Annotated in this window: 15 protein-coding genes, 1 tRNA gene and 2 pseudogenes; 5 read left to right on the plus strand and 13 right to left on the minus strand. The window is 37.6% G+C overall.

The genetic code is table 11. The features are described from left to right. Positions 1 to 83 precede the first annotated feature (83 nt). The 9 genes and pseudogenes from xyl3A to JCM15092_RS13455 form a co-directional block, all read right to left on the minus strand. Positions 84 to 2,672: a xylan 1,4-beta-xylosidase gene (xyl3A, locus tag JCM15092_RS13415; protein ID WP_024995097.1), complete on the minus strand. Its 2,589-nt coding sequence runs from the start codon at positions 2,670 to 2,672 to the stop codon at positions 84 to 86. 20 nt (positions 2,673 to 2,692) lie between these two features. Then, complete coding sequence (locus tag JCM15092_RS13420; protein ID WP_034542067.1) at positions 2,693 to 4,042, minus strand: family 43 glycosylhydrolase; 1,350 nt, start codon at positions 4,040 to 4,042, stop codon at positions 2,693 to 2,695. A 19-nt stretch (positions 4,043 to 4,061) separates the two neighbouring features. Further along, on the minus strand, positions 4,062 to 4,895 hold the full coding sequence (locus JCM15092_RS13425) for an alpha/beta hydrolase (RefSeq protein WP_024995099.1): 834 nt from the start codon (positions 4,893 to 4,895) through the stop codon (positions 4,062 to 4,064). 200 nt (positions 4,896 to 5,095) lie between these two features. Continuing rightward, complete coding sequence (locus JCM15092_RS13430) at positions 5,096 to 5,863, minus strand: biotin--[acetyl-CoA-carboxylase] ligase (RefSeq protein WP_024995100.1); 768 nt, start codon at positions 5,861 to 5,863, stop codon at positions 5,096 to 5,098. Beyond that, entirely contained in the window at positions 5,850 to 6,203 is a 354-nt protein-coding gene (locus JCM15092_RS13435; RefSeq protein ID WP_024995101.1) for an MmcQ/YjbR family DNA-binding protein, read from the minus strand. The genes JCM15092_RS13430 and JCM15092_RS13435 overlap by 14 nt, the downstream gene beginning before the upstream one ends. A gap of 141 nt (positions 6,204 to 6,344) precedes the next feature. Further along, positions 6,345 to 6,420, minus strand: a tRNA-His gene (locus JCM15092_RS13440). A 207-nt stretch (positions 6,421 to 6,627) separates the two neighbouring features. Then, positions 6,628 to 7,509 (minus strand): bifunctional methylenetetrahydrofolate dehydrogenase/methenyltetrahydrofolate cyclohydrolase FolD, encoded by an 882-nt coding sequence (gene folD / locus JCM15092_RS13445; protein WP_024995102.1) that lies wholly within the window; start codon positions 7,507 to 7,509, stop codon positions 6,628 to 6,630. Positions 7,510 to 7,652: 143 nt separating this feature from the next. After that, positions 7,653 to 8,972: pseudogene (ffh, locus tag JCM15092_RS16255) on the minus strand (signal recognition particle protein). A 69-nt stretch (positions 8,973 to 9,041) separates the two neighbouring features. Then, entirely contained in the window at positions 9,042 to 10,364 is a 1,323-nt protein-coding gene (locus tag JCM15092_RS13455) for an MATE family efflux transporter (protein ID WP_024995103.1), read from the minus strand. Between the two features lie 222 nt (positions 10,365 to 10,586). Here JCM15092_RS13455 and JCM15092_RS13460 point away from each other — a divergent pair, with 222 nt between their 5' ends. Then, positions 10,587 to 11,918: an OmpP1/FadL family transporter gene (locus JCM15092_RS13460; protein WP_024995104.1), complete on the plus strand. Its 1,332-nt coding sequence runs from the start codon at positions 10,587 to 10,589 to the stop codon at positions 11,916 to 11,918. Between the two features lie 484 nt (positions 11,919 to 12,402). Here the strand turns inward: JCM15092_RS13460 and JCM15092_RS13465 are convergent, their stop codons facing one another. Genes JCM15092_RS13465 through JCM15092_RS13475 form a run of 3 tightly spaced genes read right to left on the minus strand, consistent with a single transcriptional unit; the run spans position 12,403 to position 14,546 of the window. Further along, a complete protein-coding gene (locus JCM15092_RS13465; RefSeq protein ID WP_024995105.1) occupies positions 12,403 to 13,167 on the minus strand; it encodes an SDR family oxidoreductase in 765 nt (254 codons plus the stop codon). A 28-nt stretch (positions 13,168 to 13,195) separates the two neighbouring features. After that, positions 13,196 to 14,005 carry an N-acetylmuramoyl-L-alanine amidase family protein gene (locus JCM15092_RS13470; RefSeq protein WP_024995106.1) on the minus strand — a complete coding sequence of 270 codons (810 nt, stop codon included), beginning with the start codon at positions 14,003 to 14,005 and terminating at the stop codon, positions 13,196 to 13,198. A 1-nt stretch (position 14,006) separates the two neighbouring features. Further along, complete coding sequence (locus tag JCM15092_RS13475; protein ID WP_024995107.1) at positions 14,007 to 14,546, minus strand: TlpA family protein disulfide reductase; 540 nt, start codon at positions 14,544 to 14,546, stop codon at positions 14,007 to 14,009. 228 nt (positions 14,547 to 14,774) lie between these two features. Between JCM15092_RS13475 and lysS the strand changes: the two genes are divergently transcribed. From lysS to JCM15092_RS13495, 4 genes and pseudogenes are all read left to right on the plus strand, one after another. Further along, entirely contained in the window at positions 14,775 to 16,502 is a 1,728-nt protein-coding gene (gene lysS, locus JCM15092_RS13480) for a lysine--tRNA ligase (protein WP_024995108.1), read from the plus strand. A gap of 9 nt (positions 16,503 to 16,511) precedes the next feature. Then, positions 16,512 to 17,509: pseudogene (locus tag JCM15092_RS16260) on the plus strand (NAD(P)H-dependent glycerol-3-phosphate dehydrogenase). A gap of 12 nt (positions 17,510 to 17,521) precedes the next feature. Next, entirely contained in the window at positions 17,522 to 18,865 is a 1,344-nt protein-coding gene (locus JCM15092_RS13490; RefSeq protein WP_034542069.1) for a glucose-6-phosphate isomerase, read from the plus strand. 150 nt (positions 18,866 to 19,015) lie between these two features. Beyond that, complete coding sequence (locus tag JCM15092_RS13495; protein WP_024995110.1) at positions 19,016 to 19,756, plus strand: inorganic diphosphatase; 741 nt, start codon at positions 19,016 to 19,018, stop codon at positions 19,754 to 19,756. Between the two features lie 140 nt (positions 19,757 to 19,896). Here the strand turns inward: JCM15092_RS13495 and JCM15092_RS13500 are convergent, their stop codons facing one another. Next, a complete protein-coding gene (locus JCM15092_RS13500) occupies positions 19,897 to 21,105 on the minus strand; it encodes an ROK family transcriptional regulator (protein ID WP_024995111.1) in 1,209 nt (402 codons plus the stop codon). Between the last annotated feature and the right edge of the window lie 131 nt (positions 21,106 to 21,236).

The raw sequence follows: 21,236 nt of genomic DNA on the forward strand, positions 1-21,236 counted from the left end.
CTAAAAGAAATTACCCACCTGAAATCAGGTGGGTAATTCGTCTATTAGTAATAGTATATCTGTCTATTATCGGTGAAGTATAACTACATTAATGTTATATTCATAGTCTGAAGATCCTTATCAGCCGAGCTATTTCCATACATAAGTTTGTACTCACCAGGAGTAACACACATTGTATTGCTCTTCTCATCGAAACATTCAAATGACGATGCAGGTATTACTATCTCAATATTCTGCTCTTCACCTGGTTTCAAAGTAACTCTCTTATAACCCTTTAAGGATTTCAGAGGTCCATTAGTATCCGAAATCTTCTTGATATATATCTGAACAATCTCAGTTCCTGCTCTTTTACCTATATTCTTTACAGGAAGAGTAAGTTTTATTGAATCTCCATCTTTAATCTTAGACTTATCAGCGCCAGCCTTACCTATCTGAAAATCTGTATAACTCAATCCGTAGCCAAACTGATAGAGAGGATCACTCATATAGCGGTATGTCCTACCCTTCATAGAATAGTCCTCATAATCGGGCAACTGAGAGATACTCTTATAGAATGTTACAGGGAGTTTTCCAGATGGATTGTAATCACCGAAAAGAATATCAGCCACTGCATTTCCTCCTTGTTCACCGCTATACCAAGCTTGAAGAATAGCATCGCAACTCTCGGTCTCGGGAACAAGTCCCATTGCAGAGCCTGAGCAGTTTACAAAAATCACCTTCTTTCCTGCAGCCTTTAACTCTTTAAGGAAGGTGCGTTGTACAGCAGGTAACTCAATGTCAGTGCGGTCGCCTCCCTTAAAACCTGGAAGATTTATAGGCATTTCCTCTCCTTCCAGCTGAGGTGATATACCACCTACAAATACTACAACATCTACATCTTTGAGTTTATTTATTGAAGCTTTGTAATCAAGAGGTAATTCTCTTCCTAAATCAAACTTAAGGTTAGCATTATATGTCTCTATCTGTGCATAACGTAACTCAATATTGTACTTCTTTCCCTTTTCAACCTTAAATGGAATCTTATACTCTGTATCTCTCCATGAACGTGACTCCTTTATTGATTTGCCATCGACAAATAGTTCCCAATAGCTTGCTCCGGCAATACGGAATACTATATCTTCTGTTACAGATGAAGTAAGCACAGTCTGGTACTTTCCTGAGAATTTAAGAAGGTTTACTTTTGGAGCAAAAGAGTGGTTACCATAGGTAGATACATTTATAGGATCTACTATCTGTATTGTAGATACAGGCTCACCCTCCATCTTCTGGTTATTCCAGAATGTACCTTTTATACCCTTCTTACCATCAAATGAGCAATTTGGCAAGAGTGATATAAGCACCTGGTCATCTATTAGGCTGCATGCTTTATCGTATACTATTTTCTTATTTCCTAATTTACTCTTTATACCATCGAGGATAGTAATTGTTGTAAAAGGAGTACCATTATAATTACCCCACATCATAGGTTTATCATCAGCGTTAGGTCCTATTACCGCCACCTTCTTAATATTTTTACTCAATGGCAAGATATTATCTTTATTCTGTAGAAGCACCATACTCTGACGGGCCATATCAAGTGTAAGTTCCTTATGTTTCTTACAATTGATAATAGACATAGGTATTTTACTCCATGGAACAATAGATGGATCATCCATCTCACCCAGTTCAAATCTCTGTGTCATCAGACGGATTACATTCTTATCTATATCCTTCTCTTTGATAAGGTCCTTTTTAACAGCGTCCGGAAGTTTCATATATGCATAACCATATCCACACTCTACATCTGTACCCGAAAGAGAACCTTTCACAGCAGCATGAACGGCATCGGAAGATGACTTATGACTTGACCAGAAGTCAGATATAGCACCACAGTCGGATACAACCATATGTTTATATCCCCACTCATCACGTAGTATCTGTTGAAGTAGACGAGTGTTACCACAACATGGTTCATCATCAAGTCGCTGATATGCGCACATAACCTGGCGTACATCCGATTTCTGCACCAAATCCTTAAAAGCTGGGAGATATGTCTCCCAAAGATCTCTAGGATTGATATCATTCAGGTTTACACTGTGGCGTGTATACTCAGGGCCACTATGCACTGCATAGTGTTTAGCACAAGCAAGAAGTTTTCTATATTTAGCATCCTGAGGCCCTTGAAGACCTTTTACTACAGCTACTCCCATCTTTGATGATAGAAATGGGTCCTCACCATAAGTCTCCTGACCACGTCCCCATCTTGGATCGCGGAATATATTCACATTAGGTGTCCATACAGACAAACCATAAAAGCGTTGGTCTTCCAAGCCCTTTTTAACTCTGTCATTATGCTTTGCTCGCATCTCATCAGAAACGGCATCATAGATATTGAACAGAAGGCCATCATTGAAAGATGCTGCCATGCCAACAGGTTCAGGAAAAACTGTCACATCACCTTGATTAGCTACTCCATGAAGTGCCTCACTCCACCATACGAATCTCTTAATGCCCATTCTGGGAATTGCTTCCGACTCATCGCACATAAGTATTGACTTCTCTTCAAGAGTGAGTCTTGAAACAAGATCCTTTGCTCTCTCTTCTGAAGTGAGTTGGGGATTCTGATATGGCAACATCTGAGCAGATAGGGATGTTGAGCAGAATAGCAGACCTATTACAAATAAATTCTTCATTTCATGAAAAGGTTTAATTATTATTCTGCGAAAGTTATATTGTCGACCTCTGCACTCTCTCCCTCTTTCATTGAGAGAACTATATTCTGCAAGCCTTTACTACCTTTTACAGAAGAACTTATATTTTGCCACTCTGTAGATGCAGGAACCTTAATTTCTCCCAGTAGTTTCTTGTCCGATTTCACCTGGCTCCATACCTGTAGAGTAGCCCCCTTCTCAGATTTCACCTTAGATGTCAGATTAAGTTTTCCGCTACTCTTTTCAGGGAACTGAACGCTGTTATAGCTTACCCATGCTTCAGGTTTACTGAATACAACCTTCCATCCTAATGTAGGGATCTCACGGTTAATATATTCAATAGCAGCATTATCCGATTTCTTGCTGAAACGGTCTATTTCAATTGTCTTAGCATATTGATGTACACCTACACCTCTCTCTGTTCTGATTACTTTCTGAATAGTTCCGTCAGCATTAAAGGAGAGTGAATCTATTCTTGTAGATCTGTTCTTATCAAACTTAGGTGAGTAGTCATTATGATGATAGAATAGATACCATTGTCCATTATACTCAACTATTGAATGGTGATTTGTCCAACATCCTGTAGGTGATTCATCCATAATAATACCGGTGAACTCGAATGGTCCCATAGGATTATCACTCATTGCATAAGCCAAAACCTCAATATTCTCTCTAACCCAAGGGAAAGTAAGATAATATTTACCATTACGTTGGAAGGCAAAAGGTCCCTCAATAAGTCCCTTCTTTGGAAGAGTATTAATTCTTAGAGGTTTAGTATCCAATTCCATCATATTGTCTTTCAGCTTAGCTACAGAGATACCTCCGGCTGACCAATAAATATAAGATTGTCCATCAGCGTCAACAAGGACACATGGATCTATACCAAAGACCCCTTTTATAGGAGCCTCTTCAGGAGTGAAAGGGCCATAAGGTTTATCAGAGGTGGCAACGCCTACTCCGAAACCACGCATGCCCTCACCTTTTGGAGCAGAAGGGAAATAGAAATAATATTTCCCATTTTTATAGACACAGTCAGGTGCCCACATTGAATAAGATTTAGGTGCTACCCAAGGAACGCTTTCCTGGCTTACTATTATCCCATGATCTGTCCAATCCATAAGATTTTCAGAAGAATACACATGGTAATCTTCCATGCAGAACCAGTCCTTACGAGAATAGTCAGAAGGAGCTGGGATATCATGTGAAGGATATAGGTATACTTTGCCTTCAAAAACTCTTGCTGTAGGGTCAGCAGTGAATTGATCCTTAATTATTGGATTCTGCCCGTTTGCATTCACTGAGAGGAGCAAAAGAAGAGAAGAAAATGATAAAAGACTTTTTATGTTTTTCATAATAATAAATTATATAGTTTTATTTTTCAAAAGCATTCTTAATGATATCATTTAGCGATGGATTCCAGTATCTCCAGTCATGACCTCCATCTCGTGAACGGAACTGGTATTGAATACCTTTGTTTCTCATCGCCTGAATAAGTTCAATGTTCATTCCGAAAGTAAAATCATCATCCCCACAATCTATAAACCATCTCACACCTCTAAGCGCCCTGATATTACCATCCGAAGCAGCTGCAATGGCTTTTACCGGGTTATTAGCATCGATGATATTTTGTCTCCATTCACCTGATGGATCATTATTCAAGAAATCAAGGTGAATTTTATAGAGATAACTACTTAATCCATAAGCAGTATTGAACATTTCCGGGTGATGTACAACATATACCATTGATGCTCCTCCACCCATAGAGAAACCTGCCACTGAGCGTGACTCCTTACTTCCTTTACAACGGTATTTATTTTCAATATATGGCATGAATTCATTGAAGAAGAAATCTTCATATTTCCACAGAGGAGCATTGAACCAGATCATATTGTTCTTGTTGCCTTCAGGACATACAATGACCATCTCATCAACTTCACCACTAGCAATAAGGCTGTCGGCTTTTTCCTTCAGTCCACCAAACTGTGCCCAGTCAGTATTTGCACAGCCACCGCCATGCAAAAGGTATAGCACGTTATATTTCTTGTCGCTGTTCTTATCAAAATCTTTTGGGAGATAAACTGAATACTCTCTTAACGATACACCTTGCAAAAGTTTACAAGGCATCATACAGTTTTCGACTCTGCTTTCTTGAGAATAGACAGATAGTGAGAATAGAAAAATAAAAGATAAAATTATTGCTCTCATAAAAAAAATTAAATTGTTATTAGCATTGATACAAAATTATCAATGCTAATAACAAGTCATAAATTTTTATGTTACAAAAACTTTCCTAAAGATTACATTTTACCTATTATCAATCCATTTATTATACTAAACATTACATCGAGGCTATTCAGAATTGATTTTCTTACTTTATTTAAGTAACATCAGTAAAAGTAGGATTATTATGGGAACAGATACATTACCTCTTTAAACAGATAGTTGCGTAACCTGTTATCGGTATCCAGTAAGATAAGATGACCATCAAGTTGAACATCATAAATCGATGCCATAAACTCCCCGTTCTTGTCACGGAAACGATAGATTCCGTTTCTTCTAAAAAGAAGATTTTTGTATTGTGAATATACTCTGTTTCGGCAATCAATATCATTGAGTCTTATCTTGTCGAAGCCATTTTTCAATCGGCATATGATGTCATTAAGTAGAACATCCAATTCTACATCTCTATCTATTATCTGGTATAATGAGACAGGATTAGGAGCTTCAGAATAGAATTTTTGCTGGTTGACATTTACTCCTATACCCAAAACAGACCTTGACACATAGATGCCTTGCAGATCATTCTCTATAAGCATTCCACATATCTTTTTATCTTTCCAATAGATATCATTAGGCCATTTCACTGATATGTCATCTGTATATTTACTCAGAGCATCGCAAATGGCAACTGATGTGATAATAGAGATAATGAACTGATCGCGCGCAATAACATTCGTCGGATATACTACCGTACTGAATGTTAGGTTCTTACCTCTCTCCGACTCCCAGCTATTGCCGATCTGCCCTCTACCACGAGTCTGGAAATCAGACAATACCGTAGTATATTCATCAACCTTTTCTGCATCACAAAGTTTAGTTAGGTAACTGTTTGTAGAGTCCAACTCCTCTTTATGAATTACATGACCTCTGAAGTCATTATCATAGCCTATCATACTCCTCCTTCACTTTCTTTGTAAATTTCTTGTATACCTCCTCCACAGAGTGATCAATAAGATGCTTTATCAACTTTTCATCCACTCCTGCAGTATAGTCTATCTGATTCCAATACTTCTTATTGAAATGAAAAGCTCCCTCAATCTCGTTATATTTCTCACGTAACTCGATTGCATATTCAGGATCGCACTTCAGAATGACAAAACGTGCTTTTTCAAGGCTTAGACATGCAAACATCTTCCCCATCACTTTAAATACCAGAGTATCTTGATCAAAAGGGAATGACTCTTCTGCTCCTTTTTTAGAGAGACAATAGAGGCGTACAGATTCTATATCCATATTCTATAATATTACAGGTAGTATACTAAGTTCAATGTAGAGACTAAAATCTTTCTCTTTAAGATAACAAAGTTAATACGAAAGAGCAGTAAACAAAAAAATCCTTGCAAACAAATGTTTGCAAGGATTAATTATTTTGAGGGGTGGAAGATGGGGTTCGAACCCACGACCTTCGGAACCACAATCCGGCACTCTAACCAGCTGAGCTACATCCACCATTTATACTTCCTTTCGAAAGCGATGCAAAGGTAGCCTTTTTATTTAAATCTACAAGCGTTCGACTCTATTTTTTACTTATATTAAGGAAAAAATCATCTTCAAAACCGCCTATCAAAGCCAGCTATTATAATTAAAATACTGATAATATGAAAATTGCGATAATATGTAAATATGATCGCAATCTTCTCTATTTTTAGATATCTGCTTACTTATATATCTCTTTTTTACCTGCCAGAAGAGTATTTTTCATTAAAGAAACAATAGTCATAGGTCCCACACCACCTGGAACAGGAGTTATGAATGAGCATTTTTCAGCTACCTCATCAAATTTCACATCACCTGTAAGTTTGAAACCTGATTTTCTTGTGGCATCAGGTACACGTGTTGTACCCACATCAATAATTACTACACCATCTTTAACCATATCTGCAGTTACAAAGTTTGGCTGTCCAAGTGCTGCAATTATGATATCAGCTTTCCGGCACTCTTCTTTCAAATCCGCACTATGGCTATGGCATACAGTTACTGTAGAATCACCTGGATATCTCTTCTGCATCATAAGGCTTGCCATTGGCTTTCCAACGATGTTGCTTCTTCCAAGGATTACACATTTCTTGCCTTTAGTCTCAATATTATATCTTCTCAGGAGTTCAATGATTCCATTTGGGGTAGCAGAAACATAGCAAGGTAATCCTATAGACATCCTACCAACATTGATTGGATGGAATCCGTCAACATCTTTTCTATAGTCTATAGTCTCAATCACCTTCTGTTCTGATATATGTTTAGGCAGAGGCAACTGTACTATAAATCCGTCAACATCGGGATCATCGTTCAACTCTCTTACCTTTGCAAGTAATTCTTCTTCTGTAACATCAGCCTCATAACGTATAAGTGATGATTTGAAACCACAGACCTCACACGCTTTAACTTTTGCAGCTACGTAAGTTTCACTACCTCCATCATGTCCTACAAGGATTGCAGCAAGATGAGGACGCTTACCTCCTTTTGCTACTATTTCGGCAACTTCAACAGCAATTTCCTGCTTTACCTGTTCCGAAATCATTTTTCCATCTATTAGTTGCATATTAATTATATATTGAAATGTACAAAATAAATTACTATAACCTGAGCTACAATATGCCCGTAAACAAATGTAGCATATCTTAGAAAGATTTTAAAATAAAAGAGGAGAAAGCTCACACTCTCTCCTCTTTATATCATATATTATCACTTTTTCATTTTAGGCATCATCTTACCCATCTTACTGCTCGTCACCATCTTCATCATCTTTCGAGTCTGATCAAACTGTTTGAGCAATCTGTTAACCTCTTGGATCGTAGTGCCACTGCCCTTAGCAACACGAGTACGTCGTGTGCCATTCAATAATCCAGGGTTCGTTCTCTCTTCCGGAGTCATTGAGTAGATAATAGCCTCAATACTCTTGAATGCATTATCATCAATATCTATATCTTTTATAGCTTTTCCAACACCAGGTATCATTGAAGCAAGGTCTTTAAGATTACCCATCTTTTTTATCTGATGTATCTGTGAAAGGAAGTCATTGAAATCGAACTGATTCTTCTGAATCTTCTTCTGAAGACGTTTTGCTTCCTCCTCGTCATATTGTTCCTGAGCACGTTCAACAAGTGAAACGATATCACCCATACCCAATATACGGTCAGCCATACGTTCCGGATGGAATTGATCTATTTCATCAAGTTTCTCACCTGTTCCTATGAATTTTATTGGTTTGTCGACTACAGTACGTATTGAGAGCGCAGCACCACCACGAGTGTCACCATCAAGTTTTGTCAACACAACACCGTTGAAGTCAAGTCTGTCATTAAACTCTTTAGCAGTGTTTACTGCATCCTACCGGTCATTGAGTCGACAACAAATAGAGTCTCATCCGGATTTATAGCATTTTTGATAGCTTCAATCTCGTTCATCATCTGCTCGTCAACAGCAAGACGTCCTGCAGTATCGACAATAACAAGGTCATAACCTTTTGCCTTAGCCTCTTGTATAGCATCGAGTGCAATCTTTACAGGATCCTTAACATCCTCCTCACAGAATACAGGTATTCCAATCTGCTCACCTAAAACCTTAAGCTGTTCGATAGCAGCAGGACGGTAAACGTCACAAGCAACCAAAAGAGGCTTTCTGTTCTTTTTTGTGCTAAGCATCTTGGCAAGTTTTCCAGAGAAGGTAGTTTTACCTGAACCCTGAAGACCTGACATAAGAATCTTTGCAGGACGACCTGTAAGTTCGATTTCTGCAGTCTCACCACCCATAAGTTTGGCTAGTTCATCATGAACAATCTTCACCATCAACTGACTTGGCTTAACAGCAGTAAGTACATTCTGACCAAGTGCCTTTTCTTTTACAGTATCTGTAATTCTTAGCTACCTTATAGTTTACATCGGCATCAAGCAATGCTTTACGAACATCCTTTAATGTCTCTGCAACATTTATTTCCGTAATCTTACCCTCACCCTTGAGGATTTTAAAAGACCTTTCTAGTCTGTCACTTAAATTATCGAACATTATATTATACCTGTTTCAAATTACTTATTATTATAATAGGTGGCAAAAATACAAAAAAGTTAATTAAAATCATATCTTTTTATCCTGCCATTTTCCTTTTTTGAAATAAAGGATACTGCAAATGAGCATCAATAGATAGTAAACGATTTCTGCTGAAAAACAAACAGATACCGGAGAGCGGAAGTAAAGAGCTATTACAAATATATATATTGTATATATTGCAAGTGTAATAGTCTCAAGGATAAGTGCCGCCTTAGTATTTCCTGTACCCGATATACCATTGAAATATATATTCGACACAGATGCCACAATCATTGCTATTGATATTACATAAAGTGATGGTATAGCTTCATTTATCAGTCCTATCTCATTTGTATAAACAGAGAGGATCCCTTTTGGGAATATTATTGTTACTGAGGCGCAAGCGACCATTATGAGAAGAGACATCTTAGAAATCTTGCCTAAAAGTTTCATTACGTTAGATGCCCCCTCACTGCCTATAAGGTTACTTACTAGCGAATTGGCTGTTACAGATAGCGCCTGCACAGGAATTAACAGTACTACATATATGCTCCTCACTATATTAGCAATGGCAAGTTCCCTCTGACCTATTCTCTCAATAGCAACGAAAAATACAAACCATACACTCATGGAGAGAAAATATTGGAACATTGTAAAACTTGAAATATTCAGTATCCTGGACAGAAGAGGGAAGTCGAAACTCTTGATACGTTTAAGTCCATACTTTTTGAAATCAGTATATCCATATGTATATAGCAAGAAGAATAGTGTTGACAAAGCCTCGGATATTACAGATGCAATAGCTGCACCTTTAATTCCCCATCCAGGGAAACCAAAATGACCGAATATCATTGCATAATCGAGTGCCACATTAGCCAGTGCCATCACTATGGCATTCATCGTTATAACCTTTGTCTTTGTTATACCGATAAAGAAGGCACGAAAGATAGCATTTATGAAGGAAAAGAAGAAACCGAACATTCTCCAGCTAAGGAACTCATTCGTAGCTTGATTAATATCCTTGTTTGTTATAACCATATCAATAAAAGTAGGAGCAACAAAGCGAGTTATAAAAAACAGAATCACTGCAAGTATAAACATAAATATTATGCCCTGCTGAACTATAACTCCTATATCAGAGTATCTGCCCTCTCCATTTCTTCTAGCTATAAGGATCTGTGAGCCTACACTGAACCCAAAAGCTACCGTAAGCACACATATATATAATAAACCACCCAAAGCAGATGCTCCAAGTGCGACCTCACTGACTCGGCCTAGAAAAGCGGTATCTATGACGTTTATAATGTTCTGTGCCAGCAATCCAAGCAGTACCGGATAGCTTACATCCCAAATTTTCCTGTTATTATACATATAATTAATGCTCAATCTTTTGCTAGGCAAAAATAGTACATTTTATTCCTAATACCTTAATAATCATAAATATTAGCATATATTAAGTACTAAGAAATTTTATACATAGTTTCACTTGTAACTATTTCGAATATTACTTTTTTTGAAATATATTGCACAAAATGTTTGTCAGTGTGCTATTTATACATATCTTTGACCCCGAAATTTAAATTTAGAAATAAAATGAAGAAATTATTAATAATTGCAGCTGCTGCATTATTTGTTTCAAATTCAACTTTTGCAGGTGGTATCTTAACAAATACAAATCAGCATGCCTCTTTCTTAAGAATGCCTGCGAGAGGTGCATCTATCGCAATAGATGGTACATATTCGAACCCAGCCGGTCTTGCATTTCTTCAAAATGAGGGCCTTCACTACGGACTTACAATACAGAACGCATACCAGACAAGAAACATTGATGCCACTTTTGGCTACTACAATGGAGTAGTTGGTGGTCAACAGGCTATAGGTACATTGACTCAGGAATATAAAGGTACAGCATCTGCTCCTGTTATACCAAGTATACAAGCTGCTTACAAAAAAGGCAATTGGGTCCTTTCAGGAAGTTTCGCAATTACAGGTGGTGGTGGTAAAGCATCTTTCTCACATGGTCTGCCAATGTTCACATCTGTTACTATGGCCGGAATATACCAAGCAACAAAAGGAACTGTAATACCAGGCATGTACGACATCAAGACAGCTATGAGCGGACACCAGTATATATTCGGTGCGCAATTAGGCCTTAGCTATAAAGTTAACGAATGGCTCGGTGTTTTCGGCGGAGGTAGAATGAACTACGTAAGCAGTGGTTACAAAGGTTTCGTTGATGCTACACTTAAAGAACAGTTTGGTGGTAATCAACTTATGGATATTCAGTTGGATTGCGATCAGAGCGGATGGGGACTCACTCCTATAATCGGTGCTGACGTGAAATTAGGGAGATGGAACTTCGGTGCTAAATATGAGTTCAAAACAAATCTTAATATAGAAAACAATACTAAGACACTAAAGGCTCCAGACGGTGTTCTTAAAGACTACGAAGATGGAGTTAATACGCCAAACGACATTCCTTCTCTTCTCACAGTTGCTGCACAGTACAGCATTCTTCCTAACCTAAGAGCAGCTGTTGAATACCACTTCTATGATGACAAATCAGCAGGAATGGCACACGACAAGAACAAAGCTCTTACAAAAGGAACAAACGAATATTTGTTTGGTATAGAGTGGGATGTTTTCAACAGACTTACATTAAGCGGTGGATACCAGAATACTGATTACGGATTGTCTGACGGATTCCAAAGCGATACAAGCTTCTACTGCGACTCTAACTCTTTTGGTTTCGGTGCAGAGGTTAAGATGACAGAAAAGTTAAATCTTAACGTAGGTTACTTCTGGACAAATTACAAAGACTATAAAAAAGAGATGTCAAGCTACAATGGCACAGGATTACCTGGTACAGATACATATTCTCGTACAAACAAGGTGTTCGGTGTTAGCTTGAACTATTCAATGTAAATACCTATTCCACAACACTTTGAATAACTAATATTTCAATTCCCCTCTGAGTTATAAAAAGCTCAAAGGGGAATTTTTTTATTGCTTAATACAAAAATACTAGTCAACTTCATATACAAATATAAATTATTGAGTAAACCATTAATAAAAATAGTATAATCAAAGTCAACAAGTTTTATAAATAAGACAATAAAGAGTCAACTTTTATAGTTAAACTACATTATTAACTAAATGGTTATGAACTCTACAGTTGTGAAGTATATACTCCACAGCTGTAAATTATATAGACTTCACTGAAGAGTATAAAGTTCACAATTGTGAAGTGAATATTTTGTCATATCAGACACTGAATTTGCATTATACGTATCTTAAAAACAGATAGAACGAATATAGATACAAATTACGGCAGCACCTCATTCTAAACGAAGAGGCACTGCCGTTTTATTTTTTATAACCTCTGCTAAATGTAACAGAGTTCGTTTTATCAATTCTTCTTATAAGTTACTGTTGCTGAAGCCTGATGAACCGGCATTACCAACATCTCTGCTATCTGCATATACTCAGGCACAGATGCAGCAAAATAGACTGTCTCTGCAATATCATCACCATTAAGCGGATGAATACCTTTGTATACATTGTCAGCCTTATCCTTGTCACCACGGAATCGCACAACAGAGAAGTTTGTCTCAACAAGTCCCGGTTTGATCAATGTAACCCTTAGAGGAGTATTAACCAAATCCATACGAAGTCCGTCAGTAAGTGACTTTACAGCAGCCTTAGTAGCGCAGTACACACTTCCACCAGGGTATGCAGCATCACCTGCTATTGAACCGATATTGATAATCTGACCTCTACCTCTCTCAACCATACCAGGAACAACCATTCTTGTCATAGCAAGAAGAGATTTAATGTTTGTATCGATAACGATATCCCATTCATCAAGATTTCCCTCATGTTCCTTATCTACACCAATAACAAGTCCTGCATTGTTGACAAGAATATCAATTGCCTTCCACTCCTCAGGAAGATTATCTAAAGCACTCTTTGCAGCAGCTCTATCTCTTACATCAAATGGCAACAAAAGCGTATCCACTTTATATTCGCTCTTAAGTTGTTCATTAAGCTCTGATAGTTTGCCTGTATTACGTCCGTTCAGAATCAATCTGGCTCCTTCGCGAGCGAATCTTTTTGCACACCCTGCTCCTATTCCGCTAGATGCACCTGTAATAAATACAATTTTGCCTTTCATAATAAAACTCCTTTTACGGGTTTAAAAACTAATGTTTATACTCTTTATAATCTTTTTCTATTCCATCAGCAATCCATACGGCAAGTGCCTGACGATTTTGCGGTATAACAAGTCTCTTCTGATCCTTTGGATTACTTATATTACCAAGTTCAAGAAAAGCCGAAATAGGCTGACTGTTTACAAGAACATACAGATCACGTTCACCTACAGTTCCGGTAAAACCTCTGTTAGGTTGATGTTTACCATATTTTTTATTGAATGTAGACTGCAAATTATCAGCCAATGACTTACCCTTCTTACTTCCCGGTGCGTTATAGAAGAAAACATCTGTCTGTTCACCTTCACCACGACTGTCCACATGGACAAATATACCTCTTTTATACCTGCTCCAATCTGTCTTGTAAATTTTGTCAATAGCCATACACCTTTGGCTAAGTCTATCAATCTGACTGAGTGGAATGGGATCCCCCATACATGTCTCAGTTTTGCTATTCTCTAAGACGTAATCATCTCTTATGCCATCCTTCTCATCTTGAATTATCACTTGAACTTTCGCCCCACGTGACATAAGTTCACGGGCAAGTCTCAAAACTATATCGTAAGCATACTCATCTTCGTGTAGCTCTTTACCATTGTACTTACCTATGGCTCCCGGATCAGGACCACCATGCCCACTTACCAGATAAAACGAAGTACCCTTGAGAGAGGTCTCCGTTACCTGAAATTTTGAATACTTTCCGAAAAGCTTTCTAACATTGGATTGATCGCTCTTTTTTTGTGAATATAACGCAGAAGGGAAAATAGTAAGAATAAAAAAAACAAACGTGAAAAACCTCATATCAATTCATTAATAGTTCATCAATCTTCTTCGACAAACTTGTGAACTCCTCCTGATTGAACAGGCGTGTAAGCATAACAATCTTTCCCTCTCTATCTATAAGCACATTTCTAGTTATACCGGCGTTACGGTCAGCATAAAGTGCAAAAATATCAGCTCCTTTATCAAGAGCCATCGGATAGGTTATCTTTGTCTGTGAAATAAACTTCTCTACTGTTGCCAAAGGCTCATCCCTGTCAACTCCATAAAGAGCAAATACTTTATCACCTTTATGTTTTTGCCATATGTCTTTTTCAATAAAAGGCATCTCTTTCCTACAAACACCACACCAACTTGCCGTAAACTGAAGCATAACAACTTTTCCTCTTAATGATGATAGTTTAACCTTCTGTCCATTGGTCAGCAGCATCTCAAAATCAGGAGCAGTCTGTCCAACCTTAACCAAATATCCTACTGAATCAGGAGTGGTATTCTGTGCCTTTGCAGACATACTGACAAATAACAATCCTATCAATAAAAATAGTCCATAGATTTTTTTCATAATTTCCACTAATAATTACCTAACAAAGATATCTCTTTATTAAAAAACGAGCAACCTTTTAAAACATAATAGACAAAAACGCCTAAAATACAACATAATTTAAGAACTGTACAAAAAGACATAACACAGTATAACAGAGCGCAACTTTAAATAAAACCATATCCTATTGATGTTTATTACAAAATCTTTAGTACTTTTGTTGCCAAATTGACATAATGTTTTAACAGGATGAACGTATTAGAACTAAGTGAGCAAGAGATAATCAGACGCAACAGTCTGAACGAAATGCGTGCTTTGGGTATTGACCCATATCCAGCTGCAGAGTACAAAACGAATGCGTTTTCAACAGATATAAAAGATGAGTTCAAAGATGATGAAAGTGAGCCACGTAAAGTATCGGTTGCAGGCCGTATTATGGGCCGCCGTATCATGGGAAAGGCCTCTTTCGTAGAACTTCAAGACTCAAAAGGACGTATTCAGGTCTACATCACACGTGATGACATCTGTAAAGATGAGAACAAAGACCTATACAATGTAGTATTCAAACGCCTGCTTGATATTGGAGACTTTATTGGAATAGAAGGTTTCGTATTCCGCACACAAATGGGCGAGATAAGTATTCATGCTCAAGAGCTTACTGTTTTATCTAAATCTTTAAAACCGCTACCTATCGTGAAATATAAAGATGGTGTGGCATATGATAAATTTGAAGATCCTGAATTAAGATATCGTCAGAGATATGTAGACTTGATAGTAAATGATGGCGTAAAAGAGACATTCATGAAACGCTCTACTATTATCAAGACAATGCGTGCTGTTTTTGACGAAGCTGGATATACAGAAGTAGAAACTCCTATCCTTCAATCGATTGCCGGTGGTGCTAGTGCACGCCCATTCGTTACTCACCATAACTCATTGGATATACCATTATATATGCGTATTGCTACTGAGCTATATTTGAAACGCCTTATTGTAGGTGGTTTTGAGGGTGTATATGAAATTGGAAAGAACTTCCGTAACGAAGGTATGGACAAGACACATAATCCTGAATTTACATGTATGGAATTGTACGTACAGTACAAAGACTATAACTGGATGATGGATTTCACAGAGAAGATGCTTGAACGTATATGTATAGCTGTAAACGGCTGTGCAGAAACAGTTATCGACGGAAAGACTATCAGTTTCAAGGCTCCATATCGTCGTCTTCCTATCTTGGAAGCTATTCAGGAGAAGACCGGTTATGATTTGAACAATAAGAGTGAAGAAGAGATACGTGAAGTGTGTAAAGCACTTAACATGGAAATTGACGAAACTATGGGTAAAGGTAAGTTGATTGATGAAATCTTCGGTGAATTCTGTGAAGGTACTTTCATTCAACCAACTTTCATCACTGATTACCCTGTAGAGATGTCACCTCTTACTAAAATGCACCGTTCTAAACCAGGTTTAACAGAACGCTTTGAGTTGATGGTTAATGGAAAAGAGTTGGCTAATGCTTACTCAGAGCTTAATGACCCTATCGACCAAGAAGAGAGGTTCATTGAACAGATGCGTTTAGCTGATAAGGGAGATGATGAAGCAATGCTTATTGACCAAGACTTCTTACGCGCTTTACAATATGGTATGCCTCCAACATCAGGTATAGGTATCGGCATTGACCGTCTTACTATGTTAATGACTGGAAATGCATACATTCAAGAAGTATTATTCTTCCCACAGATGCGTCCGGAGAAAGTTACCCCAAAAGATTCTACTGCTAAGTTCATGGAAATTGGCATCAGCGAAGATTGGGTTCCTGTAATTCAGAAGGCCGGATACAATCTGGTAAGCGACATGAAAGATGTAAACCCACAGAAAGTTCACATGGACATTTGTGGTATAAATAAGAAATATAAATTGGAATTGACAAATCCTACTGTTGAACAAGTCACAGAGTGGATTAGCAAAATCTAATATGATATAATGAAATTGCCCGGTAAAATAGCGATAATGGGTGGCGGAAGTTGGGCTACTGCTATTGCAAAAATAGTATTATCCCAATGCGACGATTCAATAAACTGGTATATGCGCCGAGACGATAGAATTGAAGAATTCAAGCGCCTTGGTCATAATCCGGCTTATCTTACAGGTGTGCGTTTCGACATGAAGAGAATAAATTTCTCATCAGACATAAACAGCATCGTAAAAGATTCCGACACTCTGATTTTTGTCACTCCATCTCCATACTTGAAGATTCATCTGAAAAAGCTCAAGATGAAACTTAAGGATAAGTTCATCGTGACTGCCATAAAAGGTATTGTACCAGATGAAAATTTAATTGTATCTGACTATTTCAATAAAGTTTATGACGTACCAGTAGAGAACTTAGCTGTTCTTGGAGGTCCCTGTCATGCAGAGGAGGTAGCACTTGAAAGACTTTCATACCTAACTATAGGGTGCGAGGATATTGATAAAGCGAAATTTTCGCAAAACAGCTTTCAGGTAACTATATCAAGACATCTGTTAGCTACGATGTTGCAGGTATTGAGTACGCTTCAGTACTTAAAAATGTTTATGCTATAGCTGCAGGTATTTGCAGCGGATTGAAATATGGAGATAACTTCCAGGCTGTTCTCATTTCGAATGCAATAGAAGAGATGAACAGATTCCTTAATGTGGTTAGCCCTTGCAAACGTAACATACAGGATTCCGTATACTTAGGAGACCTTCTTGTAACATCATATTCCAAGTTCAGTAGAAACAGAGTCTTTGGAACTATGATTGGTAAAGGTTACTCTGTCAAGAGTGCTCAAATAGAGATGGAAATGATTGCGGAAGGTTATTATGGAACTAAATGCATAAAAGAGATAAACAAGCATCTTCATGTAAACATGCCTATTATGGATGCTGTATATAACATATTATACGAACGTATATCTCCTATGATTGAGATAAAATTATTAACTGATTCATTTAGGTAAAATTCATATATAATGAAAAATATTAGTTTAAATATCAACAAGGTAAGCTCTGTTGTATCAAAAGAGACAATAGATTCTTATGCTTCTTTGACTAAGGAGTGCATGGAGACTCTTGACAAAGGTACAGGTAAAGGAAATGATTTCTTAGGTTGGCTCCACCTTCCATCATCAATAACAAAGGAAGAGTTGGCTGCACTTAAAGATTGCGCTAAGACTCTTCGTGACAACTGCGAAGTTGTTGTTGTAGCAGGTATCGGAGGTAGCTACCTCGGTGCTCGTGCTGTAATAGAGGCTCTGTCAAACAGCTTTCAATGGCTAAAGAAAGAGCAGGATGCTCCTATCATGATCTATGCAGGTCATAATATCGGTGAGGATTATCTATACGAGTTGACTAACTATCTTAAGGATAAGAAATTCGGCGTAATAAATATATCTAAATCAGGAACAACAACTGAGACAGCTTTGGCATTCCGTCTTCTCAAGAAACAGTGTGAAGATCAAAGAGGAAAAGAGATGGCTAAGAAGGTTATTGTAGCTGTTACTGACGCGAAGAAAGGTGCTGCTAGAATTACAGCCAACAACGAAGGTTACAACACATTCGTTATTCCTGATAATGTAGGTGGTCGTTTTTCTGTACTTACACCGGTAGGACTCCTTCCTATTGCAGTTGCAGGATTTGATATCGACAAACTTATTGAAGGTGCTGCTACAATGGAGAAAGCTTGCGGAAACGATGTTCCTTTTGCTGAAAATCCAGCTGCTGTTTATGCAGCAACACGTAATGCTCTTTACAAAGATGGAAAGAAGATTGAGATACTTGTAAACTTCAACCCTAAACTTCACTATTTCATGGAGTGGTGGAAACAGCTATATGGAGAATCTGAAGGTAAGGAAAATAAAGGTATATTCCCTGCTGCTGTAGACTTCTCTACAGATCTTCACTCAATGGGACAATGGATTCAGGAAGGTGAGAGAACAATATACGAAACAGTTATCTCTATTGAGAACCCTAATTACACACTTGTAGTTCCTTCTGATGAAGCAAACCTTGACGGTCTGAACTTCCTTGCCGGAAAACGTGTAGACGAGGTTAATAAGATGGCTGAACTTGGTACACAGCTTGCACATGTTGATGGTGGTGTTCCAAATATGCGAGTATCTGTTCCTGAACTAAACGAGTTCTACCTTGGACAGTTGATCTACTTCTTCGAAAAGGCTTGTGGTATTAGCGGTTATATCCTTGGAGTAAATCCATTCAACCAACCAGGTGTAGAGGCTTACAAGAAGAATATGTTCGCCCTTCTTAACAAACCAGGTTACGAAGAGGAATCTAAAGCTATTCAAGCAAGACTATAATTTGAACAGTACCGATAAACATCGGTTAAGCACTGTTTTAAAATGAAAAAATGACGCCTTGACGTCAGCAAAAATAATAATGTCATCCCTTGTCTACAGGTCTCCTTTTTAATGACCTGTCAGCAAGAGATGACATTTTAAGATTAATAAATGTACAAAGAAGCAATACACAATTATCTAACTTCAAGAGGATACAACTCAATAAACTTAAAGGCTGTTCTCTTCGACATGGATGGAGTACTCTTTAACTCCATGCCAAGCCATGCCAAATCATGGCATAGAGTGATGAAGAAATTTGGATACAATCTTAGTGAGCAGGAGGCATATATGCACGAGGGAAGAACGGGCTCATCGACTATTAATATAGTATCTAATAGAGAGAGAGGCCATGATGCAACCCAAGAGGAGATTGAAACAATCTATAAAGCAAAGACTGTAGAGTTCAACAGCTTCCCAAAATCAGAAAGAATGCCAGGCGCACTCGAAGTGCTCACACAGATTAGTTCTCAAGGGCTTATACCCATGGTTGTTACAGGTTCGGGACAGAAATCACTTCTCGACAGACTGAATAAAAACTTCCCTGACATATTCAAAGAGGAGTTGATGGTAACGGCTTATGATGTAAAACACGGAAAACCACATCCGGAACCATATCTTATGGCACTTGAGAAAGCCGGTATAAAAGCTAACGAGGCTGTAGTGATAGAAAATGCTCCATTAGGCGTTCAGGCAGGAGTTGCTGCTGGAATATTTACCATAGCAGTAAATACCGGACCTCTAGATGACAATATATTGCTTGATGAAGGAGCGAACCTTCTTTTCCCATCCATGAACTCTTTTGCTGAATCATGGCAGGATCTAAAGAATGAGTTTGATAACTCTTCTTTATAAAATGTCTTTTCGAGATATTGCTGAATGATATTTAGCAGTAGCAGAGAGACTATAGATATAACAGACAGAGTGAAACTTAAAAGATATAATTATCTTCTGAGTTTCACTCTGTCTGTTATATTACCTATATTATAATTATACTACACCTCAAAAAGTCTACTTCTTGACAGCATGCATGATCCTATGATACCAGCCTTTTCCTTAAGTTTTGATTCTATAATTAAAGAATCACGATTCATAAGGTTTAGCGTATACTTCCTTACTGTACTGATTATAGGCTGCAATAGATAGTCACCTGTTTTAGACAAATCTCCTCCTATAACAATAAGATCGGGATTAAAGATATTTATAAGTCCTGCTATATGTCCGCCAAGTTTCCTTCCTAAATCCTCAACTAACTCAATGCATAGTAAATCCTCTTTTGATACAGCGTCAATAATATCATCAAGAGTAACTTCAGAAAGATCACTCTTCATTGTTGATATAATAGAGCTCTCTCCATCTCTGATATGTTCAAGTAGAATTCGGTGAAGAGCAACTCCTGATACCTCAGTCTCAATGCACCCCTTCTTTCCACAATGACACATTATCTCATTATCGTACCCATAGTTGTGACCAAACTCTCCGGCAAAGCCAGACTTTCCTTTATACAGTTTACCATCGATAATAATACCCATGGCAAGTCCCCAGCTTACATTTATGAAGATTATATTCTTTTCATCTTTGAGATGACTTTGAACATACTCTCCATAAGCCATTCCTCTTGTATCGTTATCAACAGAGACTCTCATTCCATTGAATCTCTTTGAAAACTCTTCAGAAATTGGTTTATCATTAAAATTGTATAAGATATGGCTATATCCCAATTCAGAGTTTATTCTACCCGGCATGTCAATATTAACATTAAGAATCTTCTTCTTATCTACAGGTACCTTATTTATAAAGCCCTTGATAATAACACAAAGTTCCTCAAAATTCTCTGGGACATTTACAGGCTTAAATGGTATGCCCGTTTCAACCATAACCATCTCACCTCTGAAATCAATAAGAGCAATATTAACATAGAAAGCACTGACATCTACTCCTATAAAATAGGCGGAATCAGCATTCAAGCAATAAAGATTTGGATGACGGCCACCACTCGTCTCAAGCTTACCACATTCATTAACATACCCCTCTTCTACCATCTCTTCAACAAATTTTGTGACTGTAGGGACACTTAAATCCATTTCTTTGGCCAAGTCAGTAATAGTAGCACAACTATTATATATGAAATAAGTGATAATCTTCTTTTTCATAACTGCTCCTTTTGTGCCTTTTGCTATTTCTTTCAACAATTTGCTGCTCATATTAGAAAAAATTCGTTACTTTAATGCAAATATAAAGTTTTTTTGCAATTCATGTACACTTTAGCTATTTTAAATTTATAATTAAATCAGTCTTATATACTATTTTATTATAATTTAATACTTACCGCCTG

It is taken from the genome of Phocaeicola paurosaccharolyticus JCM 15092, assembly GCF_000613805.1.
GTDB lineage: Bacteria > Bacteroidota > Bacteroidia > Bacteroidales > Bacteroidaceae > Phocaeicola > Phocaeicola paurosaccharolyticus.